Genomic DNA, 25295 nt, shown 5'->3' on the forward strand with positions numbered 1-25295 from the left:
CCGCTACACAACAGAGAGTAGCCCAGGCGGTCCCGTCGTGCCCTTCTCACTGGTCCGGTCGGCCGTGGAGTGGGACGCTGGAGGAGGGTGCGTCTGCCGAGGAGACTCGGGAGGGCCGATGGGACGAGATGTCCCGGCGCTGGTGTTCACCCGTGATGACCGACGCCGGTACCGGAACAAGATGCAGAAGTGCCTCGATGCGTTCGCGCAGATGCTGCGTGAGGCACGCTTCGAAAGCGAGCGGCCCCAGGTGGGTCTGGAGATCGAGCTGAATCTGGTGGACGCGGCCGGGGAGCCGACGATGCGGAACACCGACGTGCTCGAGGCGATCGCGGATCCCGCCTGGTCGAGCGAGCTGGGCCGGTTCAACCTGGAGATCAACGTGCCACCGCGGCGGCTGACGGCCGGCGGCCCCGATGCGTGGGAGCAGGAGATCCGGGACGCGCTCAACCATGCCGAGGAGCGGGCCGCGGCGGTGGGAGCGCATCTGGCCATGATCGGGATTCTGCCGACGCTGCAGCAGTCGGATGTGGGCGAGGCGGCGCTGTCGGAGAACCCGCGGTATCACCTGCTGAACGAGCAGGTATTCGCTGCCCGGGGCGAGGATCTGCGGATCGCGGTGGACGGGGTGGACCGGCTGCGTACCTACGCGGACACCATCACGCCCGAGGCGGCCTGCACCAGCACCCAGTTCCATCTCCAGGTCTCGCCGGACGAGTTCGCGGACTACTGGAACGCGGCGCAGGCGATCGCCGGGGTGCAAGTCGCCTTGGCGGCGAACTCTCCGTTCCTGTTCGGCAAGGAGCTCTGGCGCGAGACACGTATCCCCCTCTGTGAACAGGCCACCGACACGCGTCCGGAGGAGATCAAGGTGCAGGGGGTGCGACCGCGGGTGTGGTTCGGCGAGCGGTGGATCACCAGCGTCTTCGATCTCTTCGAGGAGAACGTGCGCTACTTCCCCGCGCTGCTGCCGCTGTGCGACGAGGAGGATCCGCTGGAGACGCTCGACGGCGGCGACATTCCGGAACTCGCCGAACTCACCCTGCACAACGGCACCATCTACCGGTGGAACCGCCCGGTCTACGCCGTCGCCCATGGCAAACCGCATCTGCGGGTGGAGAACCGGGTGCTGCCCGCCGGCCCCACGGTGGCCGACGTCCTCGCAAACGGCGCCTTCTACTACGGGCTGACGCGCGCCCTGGTCGACGAGGAACGGCCGGTCTGGTCACAGATGTCGTTCGCGGCGGCGGAGGACAACCTGCACGCTGCGGCGCGGCACGGGATCGACGCGCGCCTGTACTGGCCCGGGATGGGCGAGGTGCCGGTGCCCGAACTCGTACTACGGCGCCTGCTCCCTCTGGCACACCGTGGGCTGGAGAGTTCGGGCATGGACGCGGCATGGCGGGAGCCGCTGCTCGGCATCATCGAGCAGCGGTGCGTCACCAGCCGCAATGGCGCCGTATGGCAGGCGGAGATGTTCCACCACATCGACGACACCACCCATGTCAACCGCCATGAAGCTCTGCGCCGGATGACGCAGCAGTACATCGACTACATGCACCTCAACGCTCCGGCACACACCTGGCCGGTCGACTGATCCCCACGTGTTCAGGCGCGCCTGACGGAGTCGAGGTGGGCGAACACCACAACGTTGGCCGTGTAGTCCTGGGCCTTCCTGTCGTATTCGCCACCGCAGGTGATCAGGCGCAGCTCCGGAGATGGGGTGTCGGCGTAGACCCGCTCGTTGGGGAAGCGCGCTTTGCTGAAGGTTTCGACGGAGTCCACCTTGAACGTGGCGACGGTGCCGTCCTCGCGGGCGATGTCGACCTTGCTCCCGGGCTTGAGCCAGCTGAGCTGCAGAAAGACGGCCGGGCCGGTCTTGGTGTCGACGTGGCCCGCGACGATCGATGCGCCGCGCTCGCCGGGTGTCACACCGCCCTGGAACCAGCCGACCAGGTTTTTGTCGTTCGGGGGTGGTGCGTTGAGCTGTCCGGACGCGCCGATGGACAACGGGATGAAGGGCGCATCGACGGCGATGTCCGTGATCGACAGCCGCTTCGGGGCGGAACGGGGCAGCGCCGGCCCCGCGGGAGTGGAGGCGGTGGCACTCGGTGTCGCTGGGGCTGAGGCTGGGGCTGGGGCCGCGGCCGCGGGGCGGACCTGCGACTGGCCTTCCGCGAAGGTGCCGGAGGAGTTGAAGATGAGGAGGAGACCCAGCCCGAACACCACAAAGGGCCAGAGCATGGTGCGGTTGGCGGGACTGGAGGCGGGGGCGGGACTGGGCGGGTTCGGACCGGGCGGAGGCTGAGCGGTCATACAAGCGTGCCTTTCACGTACGGGGGCCTTGCCGGGCGTACGGTGCGGTGCGGAAAAGCAATCGCCGCGGCCACCGCCCGTGACGGGCGGCGGCCGCGACAGCGCAGCGACGTGCTAGTGGTCGGGCCCCTTAGGCCGCCGCACCACCCGTCACGTTGCGGCGGCGCAGCTTGTACGCCGCGGCGCCGAGACCACCGATCATCAGCACCGAGCCGGCAGCCAGGCTGCCGCCGGACAGGGCCATGGCACCGCCACCGGTGTGGACACCGCCGTACGGCTTGTCGTGCTTCCCGTACCCGTGGTCGTCCTTCCCGTACCCGTGGTCGTCGCCCTTCTCGCCCTTGTCGTGGCCGTAGCCGCTGGAGTTGCCACCCTCCTGGTCCCAGCTGCCGGCCAGCGTCATGGACATGGCACCGCCGCCAGTGTGGACACCGCCGTTCGGCTTCTCGTGCTTGCCGTCCTTGTCGTGGTCGTCCTTCTTGTAGTCGTGGTCGTCCTTCTTGTAGTCGTGGTCGTCCTTCTTCGACTCGTCGTAGTCGTCCTTCTTCGACTCGTCGTGGTCATCCTTCTTCGACTCGTCGTGGTCATCCTTCTTCGACTCGTCGTGGTCATCCTTCTTCGACTCGTCGTGGTCGTCCTTCTTCGACTCGTCGTGGTCGTCCTTCTTCGACTCGTCGTGGTCGTCCGCGGCTACGAGGTGGGCCAGGGCGCCACCACCGGTGTGGACGCCACCGTTCGGCTTCTCGTGCTTGCCGTCCTTGTCGTGGTCATCCTTCTTGTAGTCGTGGTCGTCCTTCTTGTAGTCGTGGTCGTCCTTCTTGTAGTCGTGGTCGTCCTTCTTGGACTCGTCGTAGTCGTCCTTCTTGGACTCGTCGTAGTCGTCCTTCTTGGACTCGTCGTAGTCGTCCTTCTTCGACTCGTCGTGGTCATCCTTCTTCGACTCGTCGTGGTCATCCTTCTTCGACTCGTCGTGGTCATCCTTCTTCGACTCGTCGTGGTCATCGCTGCTGGAGGAAGAGCTGTCGTATTCCCGGCCCTCGGCGATGATGGCACTCGCTACGGGAGCGGAGATCGCGAGGACAGCCGTGATGGTGGCTGAGGCGAGCAGGGTGCGGGCAGAGCGCATGGGGCACATTCCTTTCGCCGCCACCGCGAGGGCTGACACTTCGTCGGCTCATCGGATCGCAATAGCGACATGATCCACCGTCAGCTGAATTGCGAGTTCGCGCCAGCTGAGAGCACCGCAACCATGGGCTCTTCGAGTGGCGAAGAGCGGATAATCACCCATTGGACTGCACGCCACGCCGAAGCGATGTTTTGGGTCCTCAGCGGCCGCCTGTGTCCGCATTCGCGCCCGGGGCCGCTCGGCGTTCGGCGGCTACGGCCTGAACACCGCCGGTCAGTCGGCCGACGGGAGGGCCTGTTCCGTCCAGATGGTCTTTCCGGACCGGCTGTAGCGCGTGCCCCATCTCTGGACCAGCTGCGCGACGATGAACAGTCCGCGCCCGCCTTCGTCGTCCTCCGCGCTGTGGCGAGGGTGCGGTGAGGTGTGGCCGGCGTCCGCGACCTCGCACAGGAGCGTGCGATCACGGATGAGGCGCAGGTGCAGCGGCCCGCCGGCGTGCCTGACGGCGTTGGTCACCAACTCGCTGACCACGAGCTCGGTCGAGAACGACAGCTCTTCCAGTCCCCAGTCGTGCAACTGGCCGGTGGCCAGATCGCGGGCATGGCCCACCGCGACCGGTTCCGCGGGCAGTTCCCAGTCGGCGACCTGCTGGGCGCCGAGTTCGCGGGTGCGGACGAGCAGCAGTGCCGTGTCGTCGGCTGTCGTGCCGTCCGGCAGAAGTTCCGATACGGCCCGGTCGCACAGCTCTTCCAGGGACCCGCGGCGGTCGCTGAGCACCCGCCCCAGGGTGTCCAGCCCCACATCGATGTCGCGCTCGCGGGCTTCGACCAGCCCGTCGGTGAAGAGCGCCACCAAGCTGCCCACCGGAAGCTCGATCTCCAGGGACTCGAACGGCAGGCCGCCGAGCCCCAGCGGCGGGCCGGCCGGAAGGTCCAGGAAGGACAGACGGCCCTCGGGGTCCACGATCGCCGGCGGCAGATGCCCGGCACGGGCCATGGCGCACCGTCGCGAGACCGGATCGTAGACGGCGTAGAGACAGGTCGCCCCGGTGATCACGTCGTCGTAGCGGTCGGCGAGCGAGCCCCGAGCCTCCGACTGCTCCTCAGCCGACTGGCCCACCAGATCGTCGAGTCGCTTCAGCAGCTCGTCGGGAGCCATGTCCAGCTGGGCGAGCGCGCGTACGGTCGTGCGCAGTCTTCCCATGGTGGCCGCCGCCTGCAGGCCGTGGCCCACCACGTCTCCGACGACGAGCCCGACGCGGGTTCCGGAGAGCGGGATGACGTCGAACCAGTCGCCGCCGACCCCGGTCACGTCGTCGGTGGGCAGATAACGGTAGGCCAGGTCCACAGCCGACTGCTGCGGCAGGTGTTGCGGCAGCAGTTGACGCTGCAGGGAGAGGGCCGCGGTGCGTTCGCGGGTGAAGCGGCGGGCGTTGTCGATCGATACCGCCGTTCGGGCGACCAGCTCGTCGGCGAGTGCGACCTCACCGCCGTCGAAGGTGGCCGAGGTGCTGCTGCGGAGGAAGGTGACGAGGCCCAGCGTGCCTCCCTCGGCCCGCAAGGGCACGACCAGGGTGTTGTCGTCGAGTACGAGCCCGCCTGAGGAGAGGCTGCGGTGCTGGGGCGAACCCGGTGCGTACTCCACGGGGTGCGGCCGATGACGCTGCGCCTTCCCCCGCCGCTCCCGCCGCTTCCCCGGGTCGCCCTGCTCGGCAGCCGGGGCCGAGGCTGCCGGGGCCGAGCGGGAGGCGACCCGTACAAGTGCCATCACCGCGGAGCTGCCGTCGCCCGGCACCTCCCCTTCCAGTACGGCCTTGGCGAGGTCGACCGTGACGGTGTGGGCGAAATCCGGGACGGCCACCTCGGTGATCTCCTCGGCGGTGACGATCGCGTCCAGGGCGGTGCCAATTCCTCGGCCTGCCTCGACGAGCAGGGAAAGCCGCCGCTGGGCCTCGTACCGGTCGGTGATGTCGAAAGCGTCCTCACACAGTCCGAAGACGTGCCCGTCGGCGTCCTGGAGCCGGTAGTAGGAGCAGGACCAGAGGTGGTCTCTGCCCGGGTCGCTGGGTGGCTGGCCGCGGAAGTGCAGGTCGAGGATCGGTTCGCCGGTGTCGAGGACTTGGCGCATGACCGCGTCGAGCGTGTCCGGGTACCCCTTGGTCACGAATCTGCCCTCGGAGTACAGCTCATCGGCCCGCAGACCACGGAACGCGGCGAGCGGCGCTCCGATCTCCCGCTCGTACGCCGCGTTGCACCAGGTCAGGCGTAGGTCGGTGCCGTAGATGGCCAGGCCGACGGGTGACTGGGTGGCCAGCCCGTGCAGCATGGACAACCGCGACTCCCACATCCGCAGACTCGCCAGGTCCGCAGCCACGAGCACGCGCTCCGCCGTGCCGGTGCCGGGCAACGGACACACAGCGGTGGCGACCAGCAGAGTGTGGCCGTTCCGGTGCTTGGCTACGCGGATCTCGCTTCCGCCGAACGGGCCGAGCGGAAGGATCGGCTCCGTGGCTGCGGGGATACCCGATGCCACAACGGACGGCAGGAACGTATCCAGGGGCCGCCCGATAATCTCGTACGACGGGTAACCGAGGAGATCCTCGGCCGCGGGGCTCCACCCGATGATCACGCTCTGGGCGTCCAGAACCGCCGTGGCTGCCCTGGTGACGTCGAGGGGACCACGGAAGTCGGCACTCTGCGCCGCGTTCCACGTGCTCATGGCGCCACACCAGCCCGGTTCATTACCTACAGAATCCGCCCTGCCCAGGACCGGCACAACCGCGCTGCGCCGTGCCCGGTCGGAACCGCGGATCAGGAAGGATCAGGAACCCTCGCTGAGCGGCCGCTCGAAGCACAGGGAACTCCCCAGGCCCGCATAGGCGCCGAAATTCGGGATCCGTCCGTATCCGGAGCGCGTGTAGAAGCGCACCGCATCGGGCTGGCGGTCCCCCGTCTCCAGCCGCAGGCTCGTCCATCCCTGCCCGCGCGCCCACTCCTCCAGGGTGCGCAGGATGCGGGCGGCGACGCCTGAGCCGCGCCAGGCCGGGGCGACGTACATGCGCTTGACCTCGCCTACGCCTCCACCGAGGTCGCGCAGTCCTCCGCACCCCACCGCGGTGCCGTCGTCGTCGGACGCCACAAAGAACACCGCGATGTCCGCTGCCGAGGGCGCTACCCCCGGCTCGCTGTCCGGGGTCCCGTATGCCGCGGCGATCTCGGCCCGCTGCCGGTGCACGCAGCGCAGTGGCATCCGGGTCCGTCCAGGAGACCGGTTCGATCTTCATGCTGCGGATTCTGCCGAGCTCCTGTTGCGGACAGGTAAACCGTCCAACTCCCCGGACCTGCCGCCACGCCCGTGTTCTGGCGTGTACGAATCAAGGGTCGCGCGGGGGCGAGCAGGACGTGTTAGATGAAGCCATGGGCGGATCCTTCGGGCGCCTTCGCTCGGTCCTCGGAGTGCGAACCGTCGCCGGTCAGGTCTTCGTCCTACAGGTGGCGGTGGTTGTGGTGCTCGTGGTGGCCGCCGTGGTGGCCCTCGTACTGCAGTCCCGTACGGACAGCGAGCGGGAGGCCCGCAACCGGTCCGTCGCCGTGGCCGAGACCTTCGCGAATTCGCCCGGGATCGTGGACGCCCTCGCCGGCCCCGACCCGACGAGTGTGCTGCAGCCGCGGGCCGAGGAGTCGCGGAAGCGGTCCGGGGTCGACTTCATCGTCGTGCTGAGCCCGGACGGAATCCGCTACACCCACCCGTTGCCCGACCGGATCGGGAAGCAGTTCGTCGGCGATCTGGAGCCCGCGCTGGCGGGCGGGATCGTCACGGAGAAGATCACGGGGACCATCGGGCCGCTGGTGCAGGCCGTGGTTCCTGTCACCGACGGTGATGGCACGGTCGTCGGGATGGTGTCCGTCGGCATCACGATCGAGAACGTGAGCGGTGTCGTCGATGAGCAGCTTCCGCTGCTCCTCGGCGTCGCCGCCGGGGTGCTTCTCCTCGCCACGGCCGGGACGGCGCTGGTGAGCAGACGGCTGCGCCGCCAGACCCGGGGCCTCGGCCCCGTCGAGATGACCCGTATGTACGAGCATCACGACGCGGTCCTGCACGCGGTACGGGAGGGGGTGCTCATCCTCGGCACCGAGCGCCGGATCCTGCTCGCCAACGACGAGGCGCGCCGGCTCCTCGACCTGCCCGCGGACGTTGAGGGCCGCCCGGTCTCCGAACTGGGGCTGGACCCGGGCACCGCCCGGCTGCTGGTCTCGGGGCGGGTCGCCACCGACGAGGTGCATCCGGCCGGGGACCGACTGCTGGCCGTCAACCAGCGGTTGACCGAACAGGAGTCGGCCGACCAGAGTCGCGGGCCGTCCGGCACCGTCGCGACCCTGCGGGACACCACCGAGCTGCGGGCTCTGACGGGCCGCGCCGATGTGGCGCGGGGGCGGCTGAAGCTGCTGTACGACGCCGGGATGGAGATCGGCACCGGCCTCGACGTGGTCCGGACCTCGCAGGAGCTGGCGGATTTCGCGGTCCCCCGGTTCGCCGACTTCGTCACCGTCGACCTGGCGGACCCCGTACTGCGCGGGGAAGAACCGGCGGATGGCGGCACGGACATGCGGCGCATCGCGTTCCGGGGCATCCGGGACGACACCCCGCTCTACGCGACGGGGAAGCTGATCCACTTCCTTCCGGCCACGCCGCAGGCCGCCGGTTTCGAGACGGGGAAAGCCGTTCTCGAGGCTGACATGACGACCTTCTCCGGCTGGCAGGTGCAGGACCCGGAGCGGGCGCGCAGGCTCGTCGGCTTCGGAATCCACTCGATGATCGCCGCTCCGCTGCGCGCCCGCGGCGTCATTCTGGGCGTGGCGACGTTCTGGCGGTCGGAGAAGCCCGAGCCCTTCGAGGACGACGATCTGTCCCTCGCCGAGGAGCTGGTCGCCCGCGCGGCGGTGAGCATCGACAACGCCCGCCGCTACACGCGCGAGCACACCATGGCGGTCACCCTGCAGCGCAGTCTGCTGCCGCAGGGCCTGCCCGAGCAGAACGCGCTCGACGTCGCCCATCGCTACCTGCCCGCGCAGGCCGGCCGGGGCGGAGTCGGCGGGGACTGGTTCGACGTCATCCCGCTGCCGGGCGCCCGGGTGGCGCTCGTGGTGGGGGACGTCGTCGGCCACGGGCTGCATGCCGCCGCCACCATGGGCCGACTGCGTACGGCGGTGCACAATTTCTCCACCCTGGACCTGCCGCCCGACGAGCTGCTGTGGCACATGGACGAGCTGGTCACGCGGATCGACCAGGACGAGACCGACGACGGCGCGGTCGCCTCGGTCACCGGCGCCACCTGTCTGTACGCGATCTACGACCCGGGGTCCCGCGTATGCACACTGGCCCGCGCGGGCCACCTCGAGCCGGCGATCGTGCACCCCGACGGCCGCGTGGAGTTCCCCGGCATTCCCGGCGGTCCGCCGCTCGGACTGGGCAGTCTGCCGTTCGAGACGACCAAGCTGGAACTTCCGGAGGGCAGCAGCCTGGTGCTCTACACGGACGGGCTGGTGGAGGACCGAGGCCGGGACATCGACGAGGGTCTGGAGTTGCTGCGGCGGGCGCTGGCCCATCCCGGCAGGACGCCGGAGGAGACGTGCCGGGCAGTGCTGGAGGCCATGCTGCCCCAGCGGCCTCGCGACGACATCGCGCTGGTTGTCGCCCGTACGCGGGTGCTGAGCGCCGACCGGGCCGTCGTCTGGGACGTGCCGACCGACCCGTCGGCGGTCGCCCGGGTGCGTTCGGCGGCGGCCCGGACGCTGGGCGAATGGGGACTGGAGGAAGAGGCCTTCACCACGGAGCTGATCCTGAGTGAGCTGGTCACCAACGCAATCCGCTACGGCACGGGTCCCATTCGCGTACGCCTGCTCAGGGACCGGTCCCTGATCTGCGAGGTGACGGACGGCAGCAGTACGTCGCCGCACCTTCGGCGCGCCGCCACGACGGACGAGGGCGGCCGGGGACTCTTCCTGGTGGCCCAGTTCGCGGAGCGCTGGGGCACCAGGTACACCGACGCCGGCAAGGTCATCTGGACGGAACAGCCCCTGCCCTCGCCCCCGGACTGACCGCGCGCTCCCCCACGCCGCCCATTCCGTCCGGTTAGGCGGCGAAGCCGAGGGAGCTGACGTACTCGTACTTCCCCCACTGCGAACCCGGCTGTCGCGGCATCGAGGTCGCCGTCGCACGCGGCGACTGCGGCCTGGACGGTCCGCCCGATGAGGTCGGGCATCTCGACGGCACCCGGAATGCCCGGCGGGCCGGTTCCTTGGTGTCCCGCGTCTCCCGCGTCTGCCGCGTGTCCTCGTGTCCCGGGCCTCTGCGCACTCCTCGGGGGTCCGGTGCTGGGGATTCCCGCCACCTACGACCCGGAGGGCCGGACCCGGGCCATGAGCAGGGCCACGTCGTCGTGGTCGCCGGGGTGGCGCAGTTCGTGCAGGAGCACGTCGCACGTTTCCTCCAGCGACCGCAGTGGCGCGCCGAGGAGGCCGATGAGGACGTCCAGGCGTTCGTCGATCGCATGGTGACGGGTTTCGACCAGGCCGTCGGTGTACAGGACCAGTGCGTCTGCGGGGTGCAGATCGAGCGTGGTGGTGTGGAACGTGACATCGCCGACGCCGAGCGGGGCGCCGGTGGGCAGGCCGAGCAGCTCGGGGGGCCGGTCCGGACGTACCAGCACGGGGGGCAGGTGTCCGGCGTTGGAGATCAGGCACTGGTGGCGGCCGGGATCGTAGACCGCGTAGACGCAGGTGGTGATGGTCTGCCCCATACGGTCGGTGATGCGGTCGAGGTGGTGCAGCACCTGGGCGGGTTCGAGGTCGAGTTCGGCGAGTGTGCGGGTGGCGGTGCGGAGCTGGCCCATCGTGACGGCGGCGCTGATACCGCTGCCCATGACGTCGCCGACGACGAGCGCGGTCTTGTCGCCGGTCAGCGGAATGACGTCGAACCAGTCGCCGCCCACCTCACTCGCTGCCAGGGCGGGCTGGTACCGGTAGGCGATCTCCAGCCCGGGCTGGTCCGGTGGCTGCTGAGGGAGAAGGCTGCGCTGGAGGGTGAGGGCGGTGTTGCGTACCTGCTGATACCAGCGGGCGTTGTCGATGCACACGGCCGCCCGCGCGGCCAGCTCGCCGGCCAGGATCTCGTCGTCGGCGGTGAACGGTGCCGGGTTGTTGCGGGTGCGTTTGAGGTCGAGGGCGCCGAGGACCTCGCCGCGAGCGATCAGCGGCACCGCCAGGTAGGAGTGCACTCCCGCGGCAGCCAGGAGCGTGGCGGCTTCGGGGCTGCGGGCGATGGAGGCCAGGTCGTCGCGGCCCAGGTGGGGCACGCGGACCGGGTGGCCGGTGTTCACGCACTGGGTGACCATCCGGTCGGCCTCGTACCGGGCGACCTCGCCGGGCGGGTCAGCCGCCCGTACCGCCTCGGTGGGATGGGCGGCGGCCAGGGCCAGAGCGCGGAAGACCGCGGGCCCCTGATGTGTGTCGGTGGGCGGGCGACCGTTCAGGACGCTGTCGAGTACGTCGACTGCAGCGACGTCCGCCAGCTCCCGCACGGACATCTCGGCGAGTTCCCGGGCGGTCTGGTCGAGGTCGAGCGTGGTCCCGATACGCATGGAGGCGTCGGCGACGAGGGCAAGGCGGTGACGGGCCTGGGCGGCCTCTGCTGTGGCGAGATACCGCTCGGTGACCTCCACGACGGAGGTCGCCACCCCCAGGATCCTCCCGTTCGATGTCTCCAGCCGGTAGAAGGACACCGACCATGCGTGCTCCTCCTCCGGAACCGCCGGGGTGCGCCCGACGTACTCCTGGTCAAGGATCGGAACACCCGTGGCCAGAACCTCACTCATCGCGGACTCGACGGCATCGGTGTCCAGGAAGGGCAGGGCCTCGCGAGCACGCCGGCCCACCTGCCCGGCAGCCGGCAGGCCGTTGATGCGCTCCAGCGCCGGGTTGACGGCGACACAACGCAGGTCGGTGTCGACCACCGCCAGCCCGATCGGTGACTGGGAGACCAGCCGGGTGGACAACGCCAGATCCCGCTCCACGCCGCGCAACGTGGCCTGGCGGGTCGCCAGGCCCAGGGCGTACAGGTCTTCGTTCTCGTCCTCCAGCCGCATGTTGCGGAACTCCACCAGCCTGGTGCCGCCGTCCTTGTGCCGCACGGGGAAGACCCCTGCCCAGCTGCCCTCGCCCGCCATGACCCGGGTGAACAGCTGCGCCACCAGCTCCAGGTGCTCCTCATGGACCAGCAGCCGGCCCGCGAACCGGCCGAGCGCCTCCCCGGCGGTGTAGCCGAACAGTTCCTCGGCCTGCGGGCTCCACAGCACGATCCGCCCGTCCGCGTCCAGCACCACAGCGGCGACGCTCAGCACGTCCAGCAGGCCACCGGGCTCGGACGTCACACTCCCGGGCTGCCCGGGATCTTCGGGGAAGGACTCGGCTGCGCACATCCCAAGCTCCTTCCAGCCACCGGCACCGTTCCATACTCTCTCCGCCTCGGCCGAAAGGCCGCACCGGGCCGTCTGACGCACATCTGCCGGCCGCGCGAGCACCAGCCTGCTGACACCGGAACAGGTCAGCGACATCCTCCGCCCGGACCAGCTGGTGCCGTCGCGCCGTGTGCCTTGAAGGCTTCGGCGGCGTGGGCGTAGGACGGCATCAGCCGGCTCACGCCGGTGAGGTCCAGCATCCGGGACAGGCGGTCGGGGACGGCAGCCAGTGCCAGGGAGCCGTCGGCGTCATTGGCGCAGCGCAGGATGCCGATGAGGGCGTTGAAGCCGGAGGAGTCGCAGAAGGTGACGCCGCCCAGATCCAGGATCAGGTGCGGGTGGCCTGCCGCGATCAGCTCCAGCGCGCGGGCGCGCAGGGCCGGGGCGGTGTCGATGTCGATCTGGCCGGTCGCGGTGACCAGGGCGAGGGGGCCGTCGGTGTGTGCGACGGTCAGCGTGAGGTTGCTGTCGTTCACAGGACAGAGCTCCTGGCCGGTGCGGGCGGGACGGACAGGGCGAGGAGGGCGATGTCGTCACCTGCGCCCTCGGGGAGGTCGGTGATCAGGGCGACGGTGTCCGCCACCAGCGCGGTCGCGGTGGCCGGCCCGGTGCGCCCGGCCAGAAAGCCGGCGAGGCCCGTCTCGCCGAGCATGCTTCCGTCAGCGAGGCGGGCTTCCGTGAGCCCGTCGGTGTACAGCAGCAGGCTGTGGCCGGGGGCCAGATGGAGGGTGCGCGAGGCGAAGTGGGCTTCGGGGAAGGCGCCGACCAGCATTCCGCCGGCGGGGCGCACGGCTTCCACTCCTGCCTCGTCACTCGCATCGCCCGGGTGGAGGTGGAGTACCGGGGGGTGGCCGCCGGTTGCCACCGTCACGGTGAAGCCGCCACGCGGATCGGGGTCGAGGGTGCCGAAGACGCAGGTGCAGAACCGGCTGCCGCTGGACGGGTCCAGCAGCAGCGCGCTGTTGAGTGCGGCGAGCACGGCAACGGGGTCGCCGTCGTGCTGAGCGGCTGCGCGCAGGGTGTAGCGGGTCAGGGAGGTGACGGCCGCGGCCGCGGCGCCCTTGCCGCACACATCGCCCAGGAAGAACGCCCACCGGCCGCCGCCGAGGAGGAAGACGTCGTAGAAGTCGCCACCGACCTCGCGTGGCGAGTCGGTCTGGTAGTGGCAGGCCAACTCCAGACCGGGGACGACCGGAAGCGCCGGGGGCAGGAGCGTGCGCTGGAGTGTGGAGGCGAACGCGGCGATGGCGCCGTGTCGCGCTCGGCCCGCTCCCGCGCCTCCTCCTGTTCCTTGCGGCGCTCCTGCTCTGCCCGCAGCAGACGCAGGCCCGACAGGCGCAGCTCCATCGCGTCGAGCACCATCGTCGCGAGGTCGGCCAGGGTGGCGGAGTCGGCCTCGGTGATCAGGCGGGGGGCGGTGTCGAGGATGTTGACGGTGCCCAGCCGGTGCCCGTCGGTGGTGATGATCGGGGCCGCGGCGTAGAAGCGTACTCCCATCGGGCCCGCGACCAGCGGGTTGGTGCAGGCGACCGGGTCGGTGAGGGTGTCGGAGATCACCAGGGTGTCGTCGGTGAGGATCGCCGAGGCGCACAGGCCCGGGTCCCGGCCGATCTCCTTGACGCCTTCCAGGCCGTGGGCCGCCTTGAACCAGATCCGGTCGGCGTCGACGATCGTCACGCTCGCCACCGGGACGTCGAACAGGCGGGCCGCCATCGCGGCGACACGGTCGAACGCGCCGTCGGGCGGGGTGTCGAGGATGTCGTAGCGGCGCACCGCCGCCATCCGTGCCGCCTCTTCCGCAGCCGGCGGCACGCACTTCAGGACCGGCTCGCCACCCGGCGCGGCCGCAGGTACAGCTGTCGACATGATGGCCCTTCCCCACGACCTGACGACTGGCGGGCTGTTCAGCCGGTCTTCCTGGGCGACCTTATGCCAGGGCCGGGGTCGCGGAGGAAGGGATGCGGAGGAAGGGATTCAGAACCGGGCCAGTCCGTGGTCCGCGAGCCGGCCGACCGTCAGGCCGCCGGTACGGCAGACGGCGACCAGGTCGGGCAGCGCGCCCAGCGCAGCGCGCCAGGAACCGGGCGCGCTCTGCGCGTCGGTGTCGTGCAGCAGCACCGTCGCGCCACCGCGCAGGGTCCTCGTCACCTCTTCGAGCACGCTGTCGGGGGTGGCCCGCGCGGTCCAGTCGCGCCCCCACGCGGACCAGAGCACCGGCGAGAGTCCGGCCCGGCGCGCGGCCGCCCAGCGGCCGCCGGTGAGGATGCCGTACGGGGGCCGGTACCAGAGAGGCTGTACGCCGCAGACGCCGCGCACGGCGTCCGCCGCACGTGCCACCTCGCGCGCGTCGCGGACCGGCCGGGGGCGCCAGGGCCGCTCGTGGTGCCAGCCGTGTACGGCGAGCTCATGGCCCTGGGCGACCATGCGACGTCCGAGGTCCGGGTGGCGTTCCAGCCTGCTGCCCAGTACGAAGAATGTGGCCCGCACCGAGAGCCGGTCCAGAGCCGCGAGGAAGTACGGGGTGCTGTCTGGGTCCGGGCCGTCGTCGAAGGTGAGCGCCACCCGGCGGGGATCTCCCCGGCCGTCGAGCGCGGGGCTGAGGGCACCGCGCACGGCCGGCAGCCAGGTGGCGGCGGGGCCGACGTGCCATCCGGCGACGGCGAGCGCCGCGACGGCCATGACCGGACGGGCCGCCCCGCGCGTCGGGGCCGCCCCGCCCGTACGGGCCGGCGGTGCGCCGCTCCCGTGCAGGGCGCTCACCACGATGCCTCCTTCCCGTCCTCACCCGAGATCAGCGGCGATCTGGCACGATCCGCACGCCGAGCTCGATGTGCTCATGGAAGAGCACCACCCCGAGCACCGCGCTGAGAAACGCGTCGCCCAGGGTCAGCGCCGGTTGTGAGGCGACCAGCGCGCCCGCCCTCAGAGTGACCTGCAACAGCAGGAAGCTGCCGAGGCCCACGCCCCAGGGCCGTGTACGGCTGTGGATGAGTGGGCGCCAGACGCCGTCGTCTCCACGTTCCACCTCGCGGGGCAGATCACCGGCCGGCTGCGCGGCAGCGGGGTGCTGTCCGTACCGACGGTCGTGTACGTCACCGACTTCGCCCTGCACCGTGGCTGGCTGCACCCCGGCAACGACCTGCACGTATGCGTCACCGAGGCGGCCGCGGCGGCTGCCCGCACGGGCACCGGCCGGCCGGCCGTGGCCTCCGGTCCCCTCGTCGCACCGGAATTCCACCTTCCGCAGGGGCTGCCTCTCGCGCGGCGCTCGCGGTGGGAGGCCACCTTCGCCCGGTACGCGCCCGGCCGGCCGCCGGTCCTCGTGTCGGCGGGCGCGTGGGGCGTGGGCTCGGCGCTGCTCGGCACGGTGCGCGGCCTCGCCCGCCACGGGTGCCTGCCCGTTCTGCTCTGCGGGCGCGACGAGCGGCTGCGCCGCCGGGCCGCCCGGCTGCCGGGTGTACTCGCCCTGGGATGGGTGACGGACATGGCGCAGCTGATGCCGTGCGCGCGTGTCCTGATCGACAACGCGGCCGGGCAGACGGCCGTACAGGCGCTCGCCGCGCGCGTGCCCGTCATCGCCTACCGGCCCATCCCGGGCCACGGGGCCGAGGGCGTACGGCACATGGCGGCGGCGGGCTTGTCCGTAACCGCCCGCGATCTCGGCGAGCTGCTTGGGGCGGTCGACCGGCTGGCGCAGCCGGGAGCGGCCCGCGACCGGCAGCTCGCGCGGGGCGCGTCCGCGTTCCTGTCGGACGCGGCGCGCCTGATCACCGACCTGACCGCCCCGGAGGGACCACGCGGTGGGCCCTACGCCGGGGGCAGCTGATCGTCGGGCCGTGCCGAGCGGATTGTCGAGGCCGCTGGACCACACTGGTCCTGCGCGAGCGGGCTGCGCGAGCGACTGCCCGAGATCAGCGCCAAGGTGCTCGCCGACCGGCTGCACGTACTCGAACAGCGCGGCCTGGTGGAGCGCGACCGGCTGACCGGATTCCCCGTCCGTACCCGTCACCACCTCACCGCGGCCTGACGGACCTTGCGGCCGCTGAGCCGTCCATCCGGTCTCGGGCCCGGCGCAGCCGGACGAGGTCCAGTTCCGTCACAGGACCAGGACCCCACGGCGGACGGCTGTGCCGGAGAGTGGTCTGCTCCGGCACAGCACTGTCGGCGGGGGCTGGGGTCAGCGCTGGTTCAGGGGCAGCGCGACGTCGGTGACCTGCCAGTCCTTGGGGAAGGCGCCCAGGCTGGTGGCTCGGCCGGTGAGCAGGCTGACCTTGTAGAAGCCGTAGGAGCCGTTGGTCTTCAGGGCGGCGAAGCCGAGGTTCTTGCCTGCCTTGGAGTTGTAGTAGATGTCGAAACCGGCGTTCAGTCCGGCGTCGACGCCGAGGCTGCCGGTGGGTGCGAGGTTTCCGGCGTTGGCCGGGGACTGCACGGAGACACGGTCGTTGGTGGTGTCGATGTCGAACAGCGTCGTCGCCGTCGCCGGGTTGAGGTCGTTGTTGGTGTAGGCGGCGCCGGTCACGCCGAGGGCGGTGCCCGGCGGCATGAGGTTGGTCAGGTCGCCGTCTTCGGTGGTGCCCAGCGGGGCGGCCGGGTCGTCGATGTTGTGGCGCAGGTTCTGTCCGGTGTCACTGATGACGCGCAGGCGGTTGGCCGCCGGGTTGAAGTCGACCCCGAACCAGGTGCCTTCGAGATCGACTGTCAGCTCCGAGACCTTGGTCGCCTGGGCGTTGTCGGTGTTCAGGGTGTAGATGCCGCCGCCGTCGCCGACGCCGTAGAGCTTTCCGTTCTGGACGCGGAAGTCGATGCCCACGAGCTTGGTGTCATCACCACTCAGCCCGGAGACCTTGCCCAGCGACCACAGCTTCGACGGCTTCTTCACGTCGAACTTGACCAGCTTCTGGTCCTTCGTCAGGCCGATCACGGACAGCTTCTTCTTGCGCTTGTCCTTGTCCTTGTCCTTGTCGGTCGCAGCGGTGGTGTGCTCGGTCACCGCGGTGGGGGTGTCCGCGACGGCGATGGCCGGGACCACAAGCGCGGCGGCGACGGCCGCTGAGGCGATGGCGACAGACATGTGGGTACGCATGATCACTCTCCTTGACGGATGCGGGACGCTCACGGATTGTGGGCGACTCCACCGCCTAATTCGGAGCGACCTGCGACATAGACAGGTGGAACGGGACAACTTCACCCGAACAGCCCGATCCGAGGCGCCTTCGCGACTGATGTTTGCCGTATGACAACTGTGGCAATATGAGCCCGAGCGCCTGTCCCACCGTTGATGGCGTTCTGTCGACCGACCCCATTCCGGGCCGTCGGCGCCGGGTTCGCAAGGCGAGGGGCGGGAAACAGCATGGCTGTCGGGCAGGGGGCGGGCAAGCGGGCCACGGGGCGCGGCGCCGAGCGGAAGACCCCGGCAGGTGCTGTGGGGGAACCCGAGTTGCGGCAGCTGCCGTCGCGCGGCAACCGGCACCGGAGCTCGAGCAGTATCTGGACCGGCTGCTGACCCACAGTCGCTCCGACACCGATGACGACACATGTCTGATCGGTGTCCACCTGAACTGAACCTGGCTGAATTGGACCCGGCGGCCGTACTGCTGCCCCGTGGCCCGGCGGAGATATGGTTGCCGGGTGGAAAGCGCAAAGGGCAGCGGCGACCGGTCGCCCCGGCGGTCCCGGGACGCCGCCCGGGCCGCCGGTGAGGTTATCGAGCTGCTCGAAGTGCTGTGGGAGCGGGGCCGGGACGCCGTGTCCTCGCATCCGGTGTCTCCGTCGCAGCTGCGCGTGCTGTACAGCCTGGACCGCGAGGAGGGCATCAACCTCCGCACCCTGGGGGAGCTGCTGGGCTCGGCACCCCCGTCGGTCAGCCGGCTCTGTGACCGGCTCGAAGCGCTGGGCTTCGTCGAGCGCGCCCCGAGCCCCGTGAGCCGGCGCGAGCTCGAACTCCGCCTCACCGGCCGGGGGAAGACCTACCTGCGGGAGTTGCGGGCGCGACGCGAAGAGGCCCTGCTCACCGCGATCGCCGCGATGACACCCACCGCACGCAAGGCGTTGGTGGAGGGGCTCACCGGCTTCCAGGACGCGGTGGAGGAAGCGGAGACCGTCGGCAGGCCCAAGCCGGGCGACAGCACGATGCGGTCCGCGTGACGCCCGCTTGCCGCTACTGCTGGGCGGAGGCGGCGGCGCTCTGCCGGCCGTGCCAGTCGAGGCAGAGCACGAGAGCGTCGTCGTCCAGCGGAGTCTCGCCGCGGTGGGCGGCGAGTTCGCGCAGTACCGCTCCGGGCACCTGGGTGGGCGGCAGGAAGCGGGTGCCGGCGAGTGACCGGGCCAGGGCACGCTGTCCGTAGCTCTCGCCGTCCGGGGAGAGAGTCCCGTACACCCCGTCGCTGCCGAACAGCAGCCGGTCACCCGGGAGCACCCGGAGGTGCTCGGTGACATAGGCCGTGTCCCCGAACATGCCGAGCGGCAGCTGAGCGTCGAAGGAGAGGGCGTCGACCGTACGCTCCCGCATACGCCACATGCGCGGAGACCCGGCGTCCACCGCCTCCACGTCGCCGCTCGCGAGATGGAAGCGCAGCAGCAGCACGGAGACATGGAAGGCACCCCGGTACTGGGCGTACACCGCTTGGTCCGCGAGACTTGCCTGGTCGACCAGGCCGAGGCCCGCCCGTCGCGCGTTGCGCAGGGCGTTGACCGCCAGGTTGGTCAGCAGTGCGGCCTCGATGCCCTCCTCCATGCCGTTGGTGAGGGTGAGCGTGAGGTGATCGGCGGAGACGGACCAGTCGAAGTTGTCGCCGAAAATCGCGTACGCGGGTTCGAGGTGCGCGCCGAGCGAGAACTCCGGGCGTGAGCAGGAACGGCCGGGCAGCAGCTGCCACTGCATCTCGGCGGCGAGGGTGAGGCGCGCGGCGCGGCGCGCCAGCAGATACAGGTCGGTGTCGCGCTCCGCGACGAGGATCTCGTGCCCGAGCGCCTCGCAGATGTGCTGGATCTCGGGCAGGACAGCCTGCGCGTAGCGGTCCTCGGGGAGCGTCACGGTGAGCACTCCCATCCGGTCGCCGCGGATGGTGACCGGCAGGTGGAGCAGCACCGTCCCGGCGTCCTCATCCGGCACGACGTTCGGTTCCTGGGACCCGAAGGCGCGGCCCTGAGGGCTGTCGTGGATCGACACCGGCTCCGTCGTGAACGGAATCTGCTCGACGGCCTGCAGGGACCGCACTCCGTAGTCGGCGAGCCGCAGGTCGACGCGACTGGCCTCGTACTGTTCCCGCAGGGCCACCGTGACGACATCGAGCAGCATGTGGGGTGCGGCGGTGCGCAGTGCACGCTCGACCGCGGCGATTCTGTCCACGTGATCCTGACTTCTCCGGCCCTTACGGGTACTCGGGCCGGGTCCATGGGCGAGTTCCGATTTTGCGCCGCCTGATCAATAGTTGTCATGCGGCAATGCTGGAGCGTAGCGGCTGCGCGTCGCGTCTCGGGGTAGTTGCTCCACCATGAGACGACGGCTTCACCCCCTCAAGCTGCGGGACCGCTACGTGCCGCTCTTGACCCGAACGGCCGACAGCGGGCTGCTCTGGTACGGCGCGGCCGCGCTGCTCGGTATCGCCGGCGGGCGCACCGCACGCAGAGCGGCGCTCCGCGGAGCGGGATCCTTCGCTCTCGCGTCCGTGATCACCCGTACGGTCGCCAAGCCGTACGCCCGGAACGAGCGGCCGGTCCTGGACGCGGCGGCGGTCCTGCGGCGCTTCGTGGGCCGGCCGCAGTACACGCCGCCCACCCTGGGCCCGGCGGCATCGGCCGCGGCCTTCGCGGTGGGCGTCGCCCTGGAGTCCCCACGCTACGGAGTCGTCGTCGCCCCGCTCGCGGCGGCCGTCGCCGCGTCCCGCCTCCGGTCGGGGCTGCGTGGTTCCGGCGAAGTGCTGGCCGGGGTCGCGATCGGAGCCTGCGCCGCTGCGCTGACGTCCCGTTGGTGGCCAGTGATACCGGATTCTCCGGCGGTGGCGGTACGTCCCCGCCTCCCCGCACCGCCGCTGCCCGGCGGGGTCGGACTCAGCCTGGTCGTCAACCCGGGGTCCGGCATCACCGGCGCCGGGAGTTCCCACGCCACGGTGGAACGGCTGCGGGCGCTGCTGCCCGATGCGAGGATCACCGAACTCGGGCCGGAGGACGACCTGCCCGCGCTGCTGGAGCAGGCGGCGAGCGAGACGGCCGGGCAGGGCGGCGCGCTCGGCGTCTGCGGCGGCGACGGGACCGTCAACGCGGCGGCGGAAGCGGCGGTACGGCACGGTGTGCCGCTCGCCGTCTTCCCGGGCGGGACGTTCAACCACTTCGCCGCGGACCTCGGGATCGAGTCCATGCAGGACGTCGTACGTGCGGTGACCGGCGGCGACGCGGTCACCGTCGACCTCGGCCGGGCATCGTCTCCTGACGGCGAGGAGCAGGTCTTCCTGAACACCTTCAGCCTCGGCGTCTACCCCGAACTCGTCCACGCGCGGGAGAAGCTGGAGGCCAGCATCGGCAAGTGGCCCGCCCTGGCCGTCGGCCTGGCCCGGGTGCTGGCGAGCAGCCGCCCCATCACCGTCGCCGTCAACGGCCGTCCTCGACGCCTGTGGCTGCTCTTCGCGGGCAACGGCGTCTACCAGCCCTCGGGCTTCGCCCCGACGTACCGGACGCGGCTCGACGACGGGCTGCTCGACATCCGCGCGGTGGACGGCAACACGCCGTGGGCCCGCACCCGGCTGCTGCTGGCCGTGCTCACCGGCACGCTTCACCACTCGCGGGTGCTCGTCACCGCACAACTGCGCACGCTGCGCGTGGACGCGCTGGAGGGAGACCCCCACTTCGCGTACGACGGCGAGGTCGCCCGCGTCTCCGAAGGGAGCCTGGTGCTGGGAAAGACAACGCGCGCGCTGACCGTCTACCGCCCCGCGGGCGGCGAGGACCCATGGCTCGGCTGACCCTCCGGCTCAGTCACTCTCGGCAGTAGCCCGACCGCGCGGTGTGCTGGACTGGGAACCGCCTGGCTGTTCCTATGGATCCACGCACCACCGAAGCGAGGACACATGGCCGACGACATCAAGGGCGCGCAGCCGCCCCGTGGCCTGAAACCCGATGCGATCGGCTTCGTCGACGCACTCGTCATCGGCCTGAACTCCACCTCCCCGGCGTACTCACTGGCCGCGGTCATCGGCCCGATGGTGGCGCTTGTGGGCATCTACGCCCCCGGCGTGGTGCTCGCGTCCTTCGTGCCGATGCTGCTCATCGCGTCGGCGTTCTTCTACCTCAACAGGGTGGACCAGGACTGCGGTACGACATTCTCCTGGGTCACCCGGGCGATGGGGCCCTGGGCCGGCTGGCTCGGCGGGTGGGCCATCATGATGACCGGCGTTCTGGTGATCGGCTCGCTCGCCGATATCGCCGTACGGTTCGGCCTGCTCGGTGTCGGTCTCGACAGTTGGGCCGACAGCGACCTCGTCGTCCAGTCGCTGACCGTGCTCGTCATCCTCGTGATGACGGCGGTGTGCGTCATCGGCACCGAGGCGTCCGCCAGGGTGCAGGACGTCCTGATCCTCGCCCAGGTCGCCTTCCTGCTCTTGTTCGCGGTGGTGGCGATCTACCGCGTCTACGCCGGCACGAGCTCGCTCGACTCCGTGACACCCGCGATCGACTGGCTGAACCCGTTCGGAGCCGGCGGCTCGGCGCTGACCGGCGGTCTGCTGCTGGGCGTGTTCATGTTCTGGGGCTGGGAGTCGGCGGTCAACCTCACCGAGGAGGTCAAGGGCTCCGCCGGCGCCGCCGGGAGGGCCGGAGTCTGGTCGACGGTCGTGCTGCTGGTGACGTACCTGTCGGTCGGCATCGCGGTCGTGGCGTACGCCGGACCGAAGTTCCTGGCCGACAACGCCGAAGAGGAGGAGGCGATCTTCGCCCTGCTCGCCGGCGAGGTGATGGGCGGCTGGGACTGGGTCGTGCTGCTGTCCGTCTCGACGTCCGCGCTGGCCTCGACCCAGACGACGATCATCCCGGCGTCGCGCACAGCGCTGTCCATGGCACGCCGTCACGCGCTGCCGTCGCCTCTCGCACGGATCCACCCGCGCTTCCGTACGCCTCATGTGAGCACGTGGTGGGTGGCCGGCGTCGCGATCGCCTGGTACCTCGTCGTCAGCCGGATCAGCGAGAACGCCCTCTTCGACTCACTGACGGCGCTGTCACTGCTGATCGCGTTCTACTACGCGCTCACGGGCCTCGCGTGCGCGGTCTACTACCGCCGCCACCTGACCGAGAGCGTCCGCAACTTCGTACTCATCGGCATCGGCCCGCTGGTCGGCGCCCTGCTGCTGGCATGGCTGCTCGTGGAGTCGGTCATCGACATGTCCGACCCCGAGAACTCCTACAGCGGTGTCTCCTGGTTCGGGCTCGGCCCTCCGCTCGTCATCGGCATCGGCGTCGCGGCCACGGGCGTGGTCATCATGTGCGTGTGGCGCCTGACGTCGGCTGTCTTCTGGTCGGAGCGCCGCAGTGTGGCCCAACCCGAACTCGTCCACGGCAAGGAGTCCTGAGATGTCGGTCGTCCTGGGATACGACGAGTCGCCGGGCGCGGCGCGCGCGTTGCGCGTCGCGATCGAGGTGTCGGCCGCGTTCGGCGAGCCGCTCGTACTCGTGTACGGCGCCGCTGCCCCCGGCGGGGCGGGCGAGGAGTACCGCAGCCACCACGAGGCGATCCGCCAGGCCGGGCGCACCGCGCTCGACCACGCCGTCGAAGCGGCCGACGAGGCAGGAGTGCCGACGACGGTGGAGATCATCGACGAGAAGCCGGCTCAGGCGCTGCTCGAAGCCGCGGCACGTCATGACGCGCGGGTCATCGTGGTCGGCAGCTGGGGCGAGAGCCCGATGCGCGGTGCGCTGCTGGGCTCGACGCCGCACAAGCTGCTGCATCTGGCGCGTATTCCGGTGCTCTGCGTTCCGACCGAGGACTGAACCGAAGATTGAGCTGCCCGAAACGGCGCAATGATCGCGCACAGCAGGGGTACGCGGGCCGAAGGGAAACCCACGGCTCCGGTCTCGCTGGACGTCGCCACCGGCACCGGAGCGCTCGCCCTGGCCGCTGAGCGGCGAAGAGCACTCGCTGCGGCAACTCGGGCGGCCGGTCCGGAGGCCGCGGTCACCGACCGCCGTTACGCGGCCCTGGTCGAAGCGGACCAGAACAAGGAAGAGCTGGTGGTCAGCGGTACCCCTGGTGCGACACCAGCCATCGCCCACGCACCCGCGAATAACACGCCGCCGGCAGATCCTGAGGTCACACGTATCGGTGGCGTGTAGGGGGAAGATCTGTGGTGCGGGCGAAGAGCCGACGAACACCACCACCGGCGTGTGGTGGTTGCCACGAGGAGAGCCGACGTGATCGAGACCGCAGATATCCGCGAGTGGCGTACGCGCGACGTGGTTGACGCCGACGGGCGCAGAGTCGGGACGCTGGAGGCGGTGTACGTCAACACCCGCACCGACGAACCGGCCGTCGCCACGGTCGTGACGGGCCTGCCGACGCGGCGCCGCCTCACTTTCGTGCCGCTGGCGGGAGCCGTCGTCGGCCCCGACTACGTCAAAGTCGCCTATCCCCGATCGCTGGTGAAGGACGCGCCGTCGATGGGCACCGACGACGTGCTGCCCGCCGAGGACGAGAAGGCGATTTTTGATCACTACGACCTGCCCTATCAGCCGGGCGCCGGCGGCGAACGCGTGCTGGGCCGCCGCTGATTCTCGTAGAAAGCCTCAGATCATGGCTCTGGTGCTCTTCCTGGTCATTGTCGCCCTGGTGCTCGGCGTCATCGGAATTCTTGTCGAGGGACTTTTCTACCTGCTGATCATCGGCATCTCTGTATTCCTGATCGACATGGCCTACGCCGCCCTGCGCTGGCGGCGCACCGGCCGCCGCCCCGTGCGCTGAACTCCACCACCACGAAATTCTGCTTCGAACGTGTGGCGGGACTTCCTCGGGGCAGACGATGGCCTGGAGGTTGATAACTATGGTCCCCCTGCTTCTCGTTCTCCTGCTCGCCCTGATCCTTTTCGGTGCGGGCTTCGCGCTCAAGGCACTGTGGTGGATAGCGGTCATTGTCCTGGTCGTGTGGCTGCTCGGATTTATTGTCCGGCCGCCCGCGAGTGGCGGCCGACGCGGTCGCTGGTACCGCTGGTAGAGGAATCTGGTCGAGAAATTCAGGGCGAAATGCATTTCGTTTCGCTGCGTGAAATCGTCGATGAAGGAGACGCTCAATGAGTGAGAACATCTGGGGCTACCAGCCGACGACCGGCCACACCGTGGGCAACAGCCTGATCGGCTACAAGGTCGAGGCGACGGACGGAACCATCGGCAAGGTCGACAAGCACTCCGACGACGTCGGCTCCGCGTATCTCGTCGTCGACACGGGTGTGTGGATCTTCGGCAAGCACGTCCTGCTGCCGGCCGGTACGGTCACGCGGGTCGACGCGGCCGAGGAGAAGATCTACGTCAACCGGACCAAGGACGAGATCAAGGACGCCCCCGAGTTCGACAAGGACAAGCACATCGGCGATGCCGGGTACCACGACCAGATCGGCGGCTACTACGGCAGCCACCGCGCCTGACCGCACGGGACATGGGCGGGGCCGGCCGGACTTCTCCGGCCGGCCCCGTCGGCGTGCCCGCCGGGGGTTGACATCGAGTGCGCTCGAAGATCCAAGCTCGGGTGCAACGCCCCGGAGCGGACGCACGAGAGGAACGCGCATGAGATACCGCACGATCGGCCAGGACGCGAAGGCACGCCGCGAGGTGAGCGTCCTGAGCCTGGGCGCGATGCTGTTCGGCACGGCCACCGACGAGGCGACGTCGTTCGCGATCCTCGACCGGTACGTCGAGGCCGGCGGCACCTTCATCGACACCTCCGACAACTATGCGTTCTGGATCAACGGCACTCAGGGCGGAGAGAGCGAGGAGCTGCTCGGCCGCTGGCGCCGCAGCCGCGGCGTCGGAGACGAGATCGTCATCGCCACCAAGGTCGGCGGGCGGCCCAACTCCCCCAGCTCCACCTTCAGTCACGACATCGAGGGGCTCTCGGCCGAAGTGATCCGCGAGTCCGCGGAGCGGAGCCGGGAACGGCTCGGCGTGGAGAAGCTGGACCTGCTGTACGCGCACGTCGCGGACGCGGCGGTGCCCCTCGGGGAAACGGTCGAGGGCTTCGCCGCACTGGTCGCTGACGGAACCGTCGGCCTGCTGGGCGTGAGCAACCACTGAGCCCTGTGCAACATGAAGTTTGCAGGTCACGGGTGCTGGTGTGCGGGCCGGGCGGGATGCTCGCGCTGGTCGGC

At 70.2% G+C, this 25295-nt stretch carries 25 protein-coding genes and 1 pseudogene; 14 read left to right on the forward strand and 12 right to left on the reverse strand.

The window, feature by feature from the left end; genetic code table 11:
- Positions 1 to 118: 118 nt before the first annotated feature.
- A complete protein-coding gene (locus NLX86_RS30285; protein WP_254375007.1) occupies positions 119 to 1597 on the forward strand; it encodes a glutamate-cysteine ligase family protein in 1479 nt (492 codons plus the stop codon).
- 11 nt (positions 1598 to 1608) lie between these two features.
- Here NLX86_RS30285 and NLX86_RS30290 read toward each other — a convergent pair whose 3' ends face one another.
- From NLX86_RS30290 to NLX86_RS30305, 4 genes are all read right to left on the reverse strand, one after another.
- Positions 1609 to 2316, reverse strand: a complete 708-nt coding sequence (locus tag NLX86_RS30290) for a class F sortase (RefSeq protein WP_254375008.1) — start codon at positions 2314 to 2316, stop codon at positions 1609 to 1611.
- A gap of 130 nt (positions 2317 to 2446) precedes the next feature.
- Complete coding sequence (locus tag NLX86_RS30295) at positions 2447 to 3442, reverse strand: hypothetical protein (protein ID WP_254375009.1); 996 nt, start codon at positions 3440 to 3442, stop codon at positions 2447 to 2449.
- A gap of 273 nt (positions 3443 to 3715) precedes the next feature.
- On the reverse strand, positions 3716 to 6160 hold the full coding sequence (locus NLX86_RS30300; protein ID WP_254375010.1) for a SpoIIE family protein phosphatase: 2445 nt from the start codon (positions 6158 to 6160) through the stop codon (positions 3716 to 3718).
- Positions 6161 to 6262: 102 nt separating this feature from the next.
- Positions 6263 to 6691 (reverse strand): GNAT family N-acetyltransferase, encoded by a 429-nt coding sequence (locus NLX86_RS30305; protein WP_254375011.1) that lies wholly within the window; start codon positions 6689 to 6691, stop codon positions 6263 to 6265.
- A 167-nt stretch (positions 6692 to 6858) separates the two neighbouring features.
- On the opposite strand from NLX86_RS30305, the gene NLX86_RS30310 reads away from it, so the two are divergent.
- Positions 6859 to 9540: a SpoIIE family protein phosphatase/ATP-binding protein gene (locus tag NLX86_RS30310; RefSeq protein ID WP_254375012.1), complete on the forward strand. Its 2682-nt coding sequence runs from the start codon at positions 6859 to 6861 to the stop codon at positions 9538 to 9540.
- Between the two features lie 293 nt (positions 9541 to 9833).
- On the opposite strand, the gene NLX86_RS30315 is transcribed toward NLX86_RS30310, so the two are convergent.
- The 6 genes from NLX86_RS30315 to NLX86_RS30340 all read right to left on the reverse strand — a co-directional run bounded on the left by NLX86_RS30315 (position 9834) and on the right by NLX86_RS30340 (position 14919).
- On the reverse strand, positions 9834 to 11918 hold the full coding sequence (locus tag NLX86_RS30315) for a SpoIIE family protein phosphatase (RefSeq protein ID WP_254375013.1): 2085 nt from the start codon (positions 11916 to 11918) through the stop codon (positions 9834 to 9836).
- A gap of 125 nt (positions 11919 to 12043) precedes the next feature.
- On the reverse strand, positions 12044 to 12433 hold the full coding sequence (locus NLX86_RS30320) for an STAS domain-containing protein (RefSeq protein ID WP_254375014.1): 390 nt from the start codon (positions 12431 to 12433) through the stop codon (positions 12044 to 12046).
- Positions 12430 to 13029, reverse strand: coding sequence for a PP2C family protein-serine/threonine phosphatase (locus NLX86_RS30325; protein WP_254375015.1), 600 nt, complete (start codon positions 13027 to 13029; stop codon positions 12430 to 12432). The genes NLX86_RS30320 and NLX86_RS30325 overlap by 4 nt, the downstream gene beginning before the upstream one ends.
- A complete protein-coding gene (locus tag NLX86_RS30330; RefSeq protein ID WP_254375016.1) occupies positions 12987 to 13823 on the reverse strand; it encodes a GAF domain-containing protein in 837 nt (278 codons plus the stop codon). Before NLX86_RS30330 ends, NLX86_RS30325 begins: the two co-directional genes overlap by 43 nt.
- Before the next feature lie 108 nt (positions 13824 to 13931).
- Positions 13932 to 14636, reverse strand: coding sequence for a polysaccharide deacetylase family protein (locus NLX86_RS30335; protein ID WP_254375031.1), 705 nt, complete (start codon positions 14634 to 14636; stop codon positions 13932 to 13934).
- 112 nt (positions 14637 to 14748) lie between these two features.
- On the reverse strand, positions 14749 to 14919 hold the full coding sequence (locus NLX86_RS30340; RefSeq protein ID WP_254375032.1) for a hypothetical protein: 171 nt from the start codon (positions 14917 to 14919) through the stop codon (positions 14749 to 14751).
- Positions 14920 to 14940: 21 nt separating this feature from the next.
- Between NLX86_RS30340 and NLX86_RS30345 the strand changes: the two genes are divergently transcribed.
- Both NLX86_RS30345 and NLX86_RS30350 read left to right on the forward strand, forming a co-directional pair.
- On the forward strand, positions 14941 to 15783 hold the full coding sequence (locus NLX86_RS30345) for a galactosyldiacylglycerol synthase (protein WP_254375017.1): 843 nt from the start codon (positions 14941 to 14943) through the stop codon (positions 15781 to 15783).
- A 96-nt stretch (positions 15784 to 15879) separates the two neighbouring features.
- Complete coding sequence (locus tag NLX86_RS30350) at positions 15880 to 15984, forward strand: hypothetical protein (RefSeq protein ID WP_254375018.1); 105 nt, start codon at positions 15880 to 15882, stop codon at positions 15982 to 15984.
- A 150-nt stretch (positions 15985 to 16134) separates the two neighbouring features.
- Here the strand turns inward: NLX86_RS30350 and NLX86_RS30355 are convergent, their stop codons facing one another.
- Complete coding sequence (locus NLX86_RS30355; protein ID WP_254375019.1) at positions 16135 to 17040, reverse strand: DUF4394 domain-containing protein; 906 nt, start codon at positions 17038 to 17040, stop codon at positions 16135 to 16137.
- Positions 17041 to 17585: 545 nt separating this feature from the next.
- On the opposite strand from NLX86_RS30355, the gene NLX86_RS30360 reads away from it, so the two are divergent.
- Complete coding sequence (locus NLX86_RS30360; RefSeq protein ID WP_254375020.1) at positions 17586 to 18101, forward strand: MarR family transcriptional regulator; 516 nt, start codon at positions 17586 to 17588, stop codon at positions 18099 to 18101.
- Between the two features lie 13 nt (positions 18102 to 18114).
- On the opposite strand, the gene NLX86_RS30365 is transcribed toward NLX86_RS30360, so the two are convergent.
- Entirely contained in the window at positions 18115 to 19305 is a 1191-nt protein-coding gene (locus NLX86_RS30365; RefSeq protein WP_254375021.1) for a PP2C family protein-serine/threonine phosphatase, read from the reverse strand.
- A gap of 145 nt (positions 19306 to 19450) precedes the next feature.
- On the opposite strand from NLX86_RS30365, the gene NLX86_RS30370 reads away from it, so the two are divergent.
- The 9 genes and pseudogenes from NLX86_RS30370 to NLX86_RS30410 form a co-directional block, all read left to right on the forward strand.
- Positions 19451 to 20914 carry a diacylglycerol kinase family protein gene (locus NLX86_RS30370; RefSeq protein WP_254375022.1) on the forward strand — a complete coding sequence of 488 codons (1464 nt, stop codon included), beginning with the start codon at positions 19451 to 19453 and terminating at the stop codon, positions 20912 to 20914.
- Positions 20915 to 21019: 105 nt separating this feature from the next.
- A complete protein-coding gene (locus tag NLX86_RS30375; protein ID WP_254375023.1) occupies positions 21020 to 22513 on the forward strand; it encodes an APC family permease in 1494 nt (497 codons plus the stop codon).
- A gap of 1 nt (position 22514) precedes the next feature.
- Positions 22515 to 22931: a universal stress protein gene (locus NLX86_RS30380; RefSeq protein WP_254375024.1), complete on the forward strand. Its 417-nt coding sequence runs from the start codon at positions 22515 to 22517 to the stop codon at positions 22929 to 22931.
- 30 nt (positions 22932 to 22961) lie between these two features.
- Entirely contained in the window at positions 22962 to 23273 is a 312-nt protein-coding gene (locus NLX86_RS30385) for a hypothetical protein (protein WP_254375025.1), read from the forward strand.
- A 78-nt stretch (positions 23274 to 23351) separates the two neighbouring features.
- Entirely contained in the window at positions 23352 to 23708 is a 357-nt protein-coding gene (locus NLX86_RS30390) for a PRC-barrel domain-containing protein (RefSeq protein WP_254375026.1), read from the forward strand.
- Between the two features lie 22 nt (positions 23709 to 23730).
- On the forward strand, positions 23731 to 23898 hold the full coding sequence (locus NLX86_RS30395; RefSeq protein WP_254375027.1) for a hypothetical protein: 168 nt from the start codon (positions 23731 to 23733) through the stop codon (positions 23896 to 23898).
- Between the two features lie 79 nt (positions 23899 to 23977).
- Positions 23978 to 24148, forward strand: coding sequence for a hydrophobic protein (locus NLX86_RS30400; RefSeq protein WP_254375028.1), 171 nt, complete (start codon positions 23978 to 23980; stop codon positions 24146 to 24148).
- A 76-nt stretch (positions 24149 to 24224) separates the two neighbouring features.
- Entirely contained in the window at positions 24225 to 24575 is a 351-nt protein-coding gene (locus NLX86_RS30405; protein WP_254375029.1) for a PRC-barrel domain-containing protein, read from the forward strand.
- Between the two features lie 139 nt (positions 24576 to 24714).
- Positions 24715 to 25218, forward strand: a pseudogene (locus NLX86_RS30410) (aldo/keto reductase); the annotation flags it as partial.
- Between the last annotated feature and the right edge of the window lie 77 nt (positions 25219 to 25295).

It is taken from the genome of Streptomyces sp. A3M-1-3 (assembly GCF_024213665.1).
Taxonomy (GTDB): domain Bacteria; phylum Actinomycetota; class Actinomycetes; order Streptomycetales; family Streptomycetaceae; genus Streptomyces.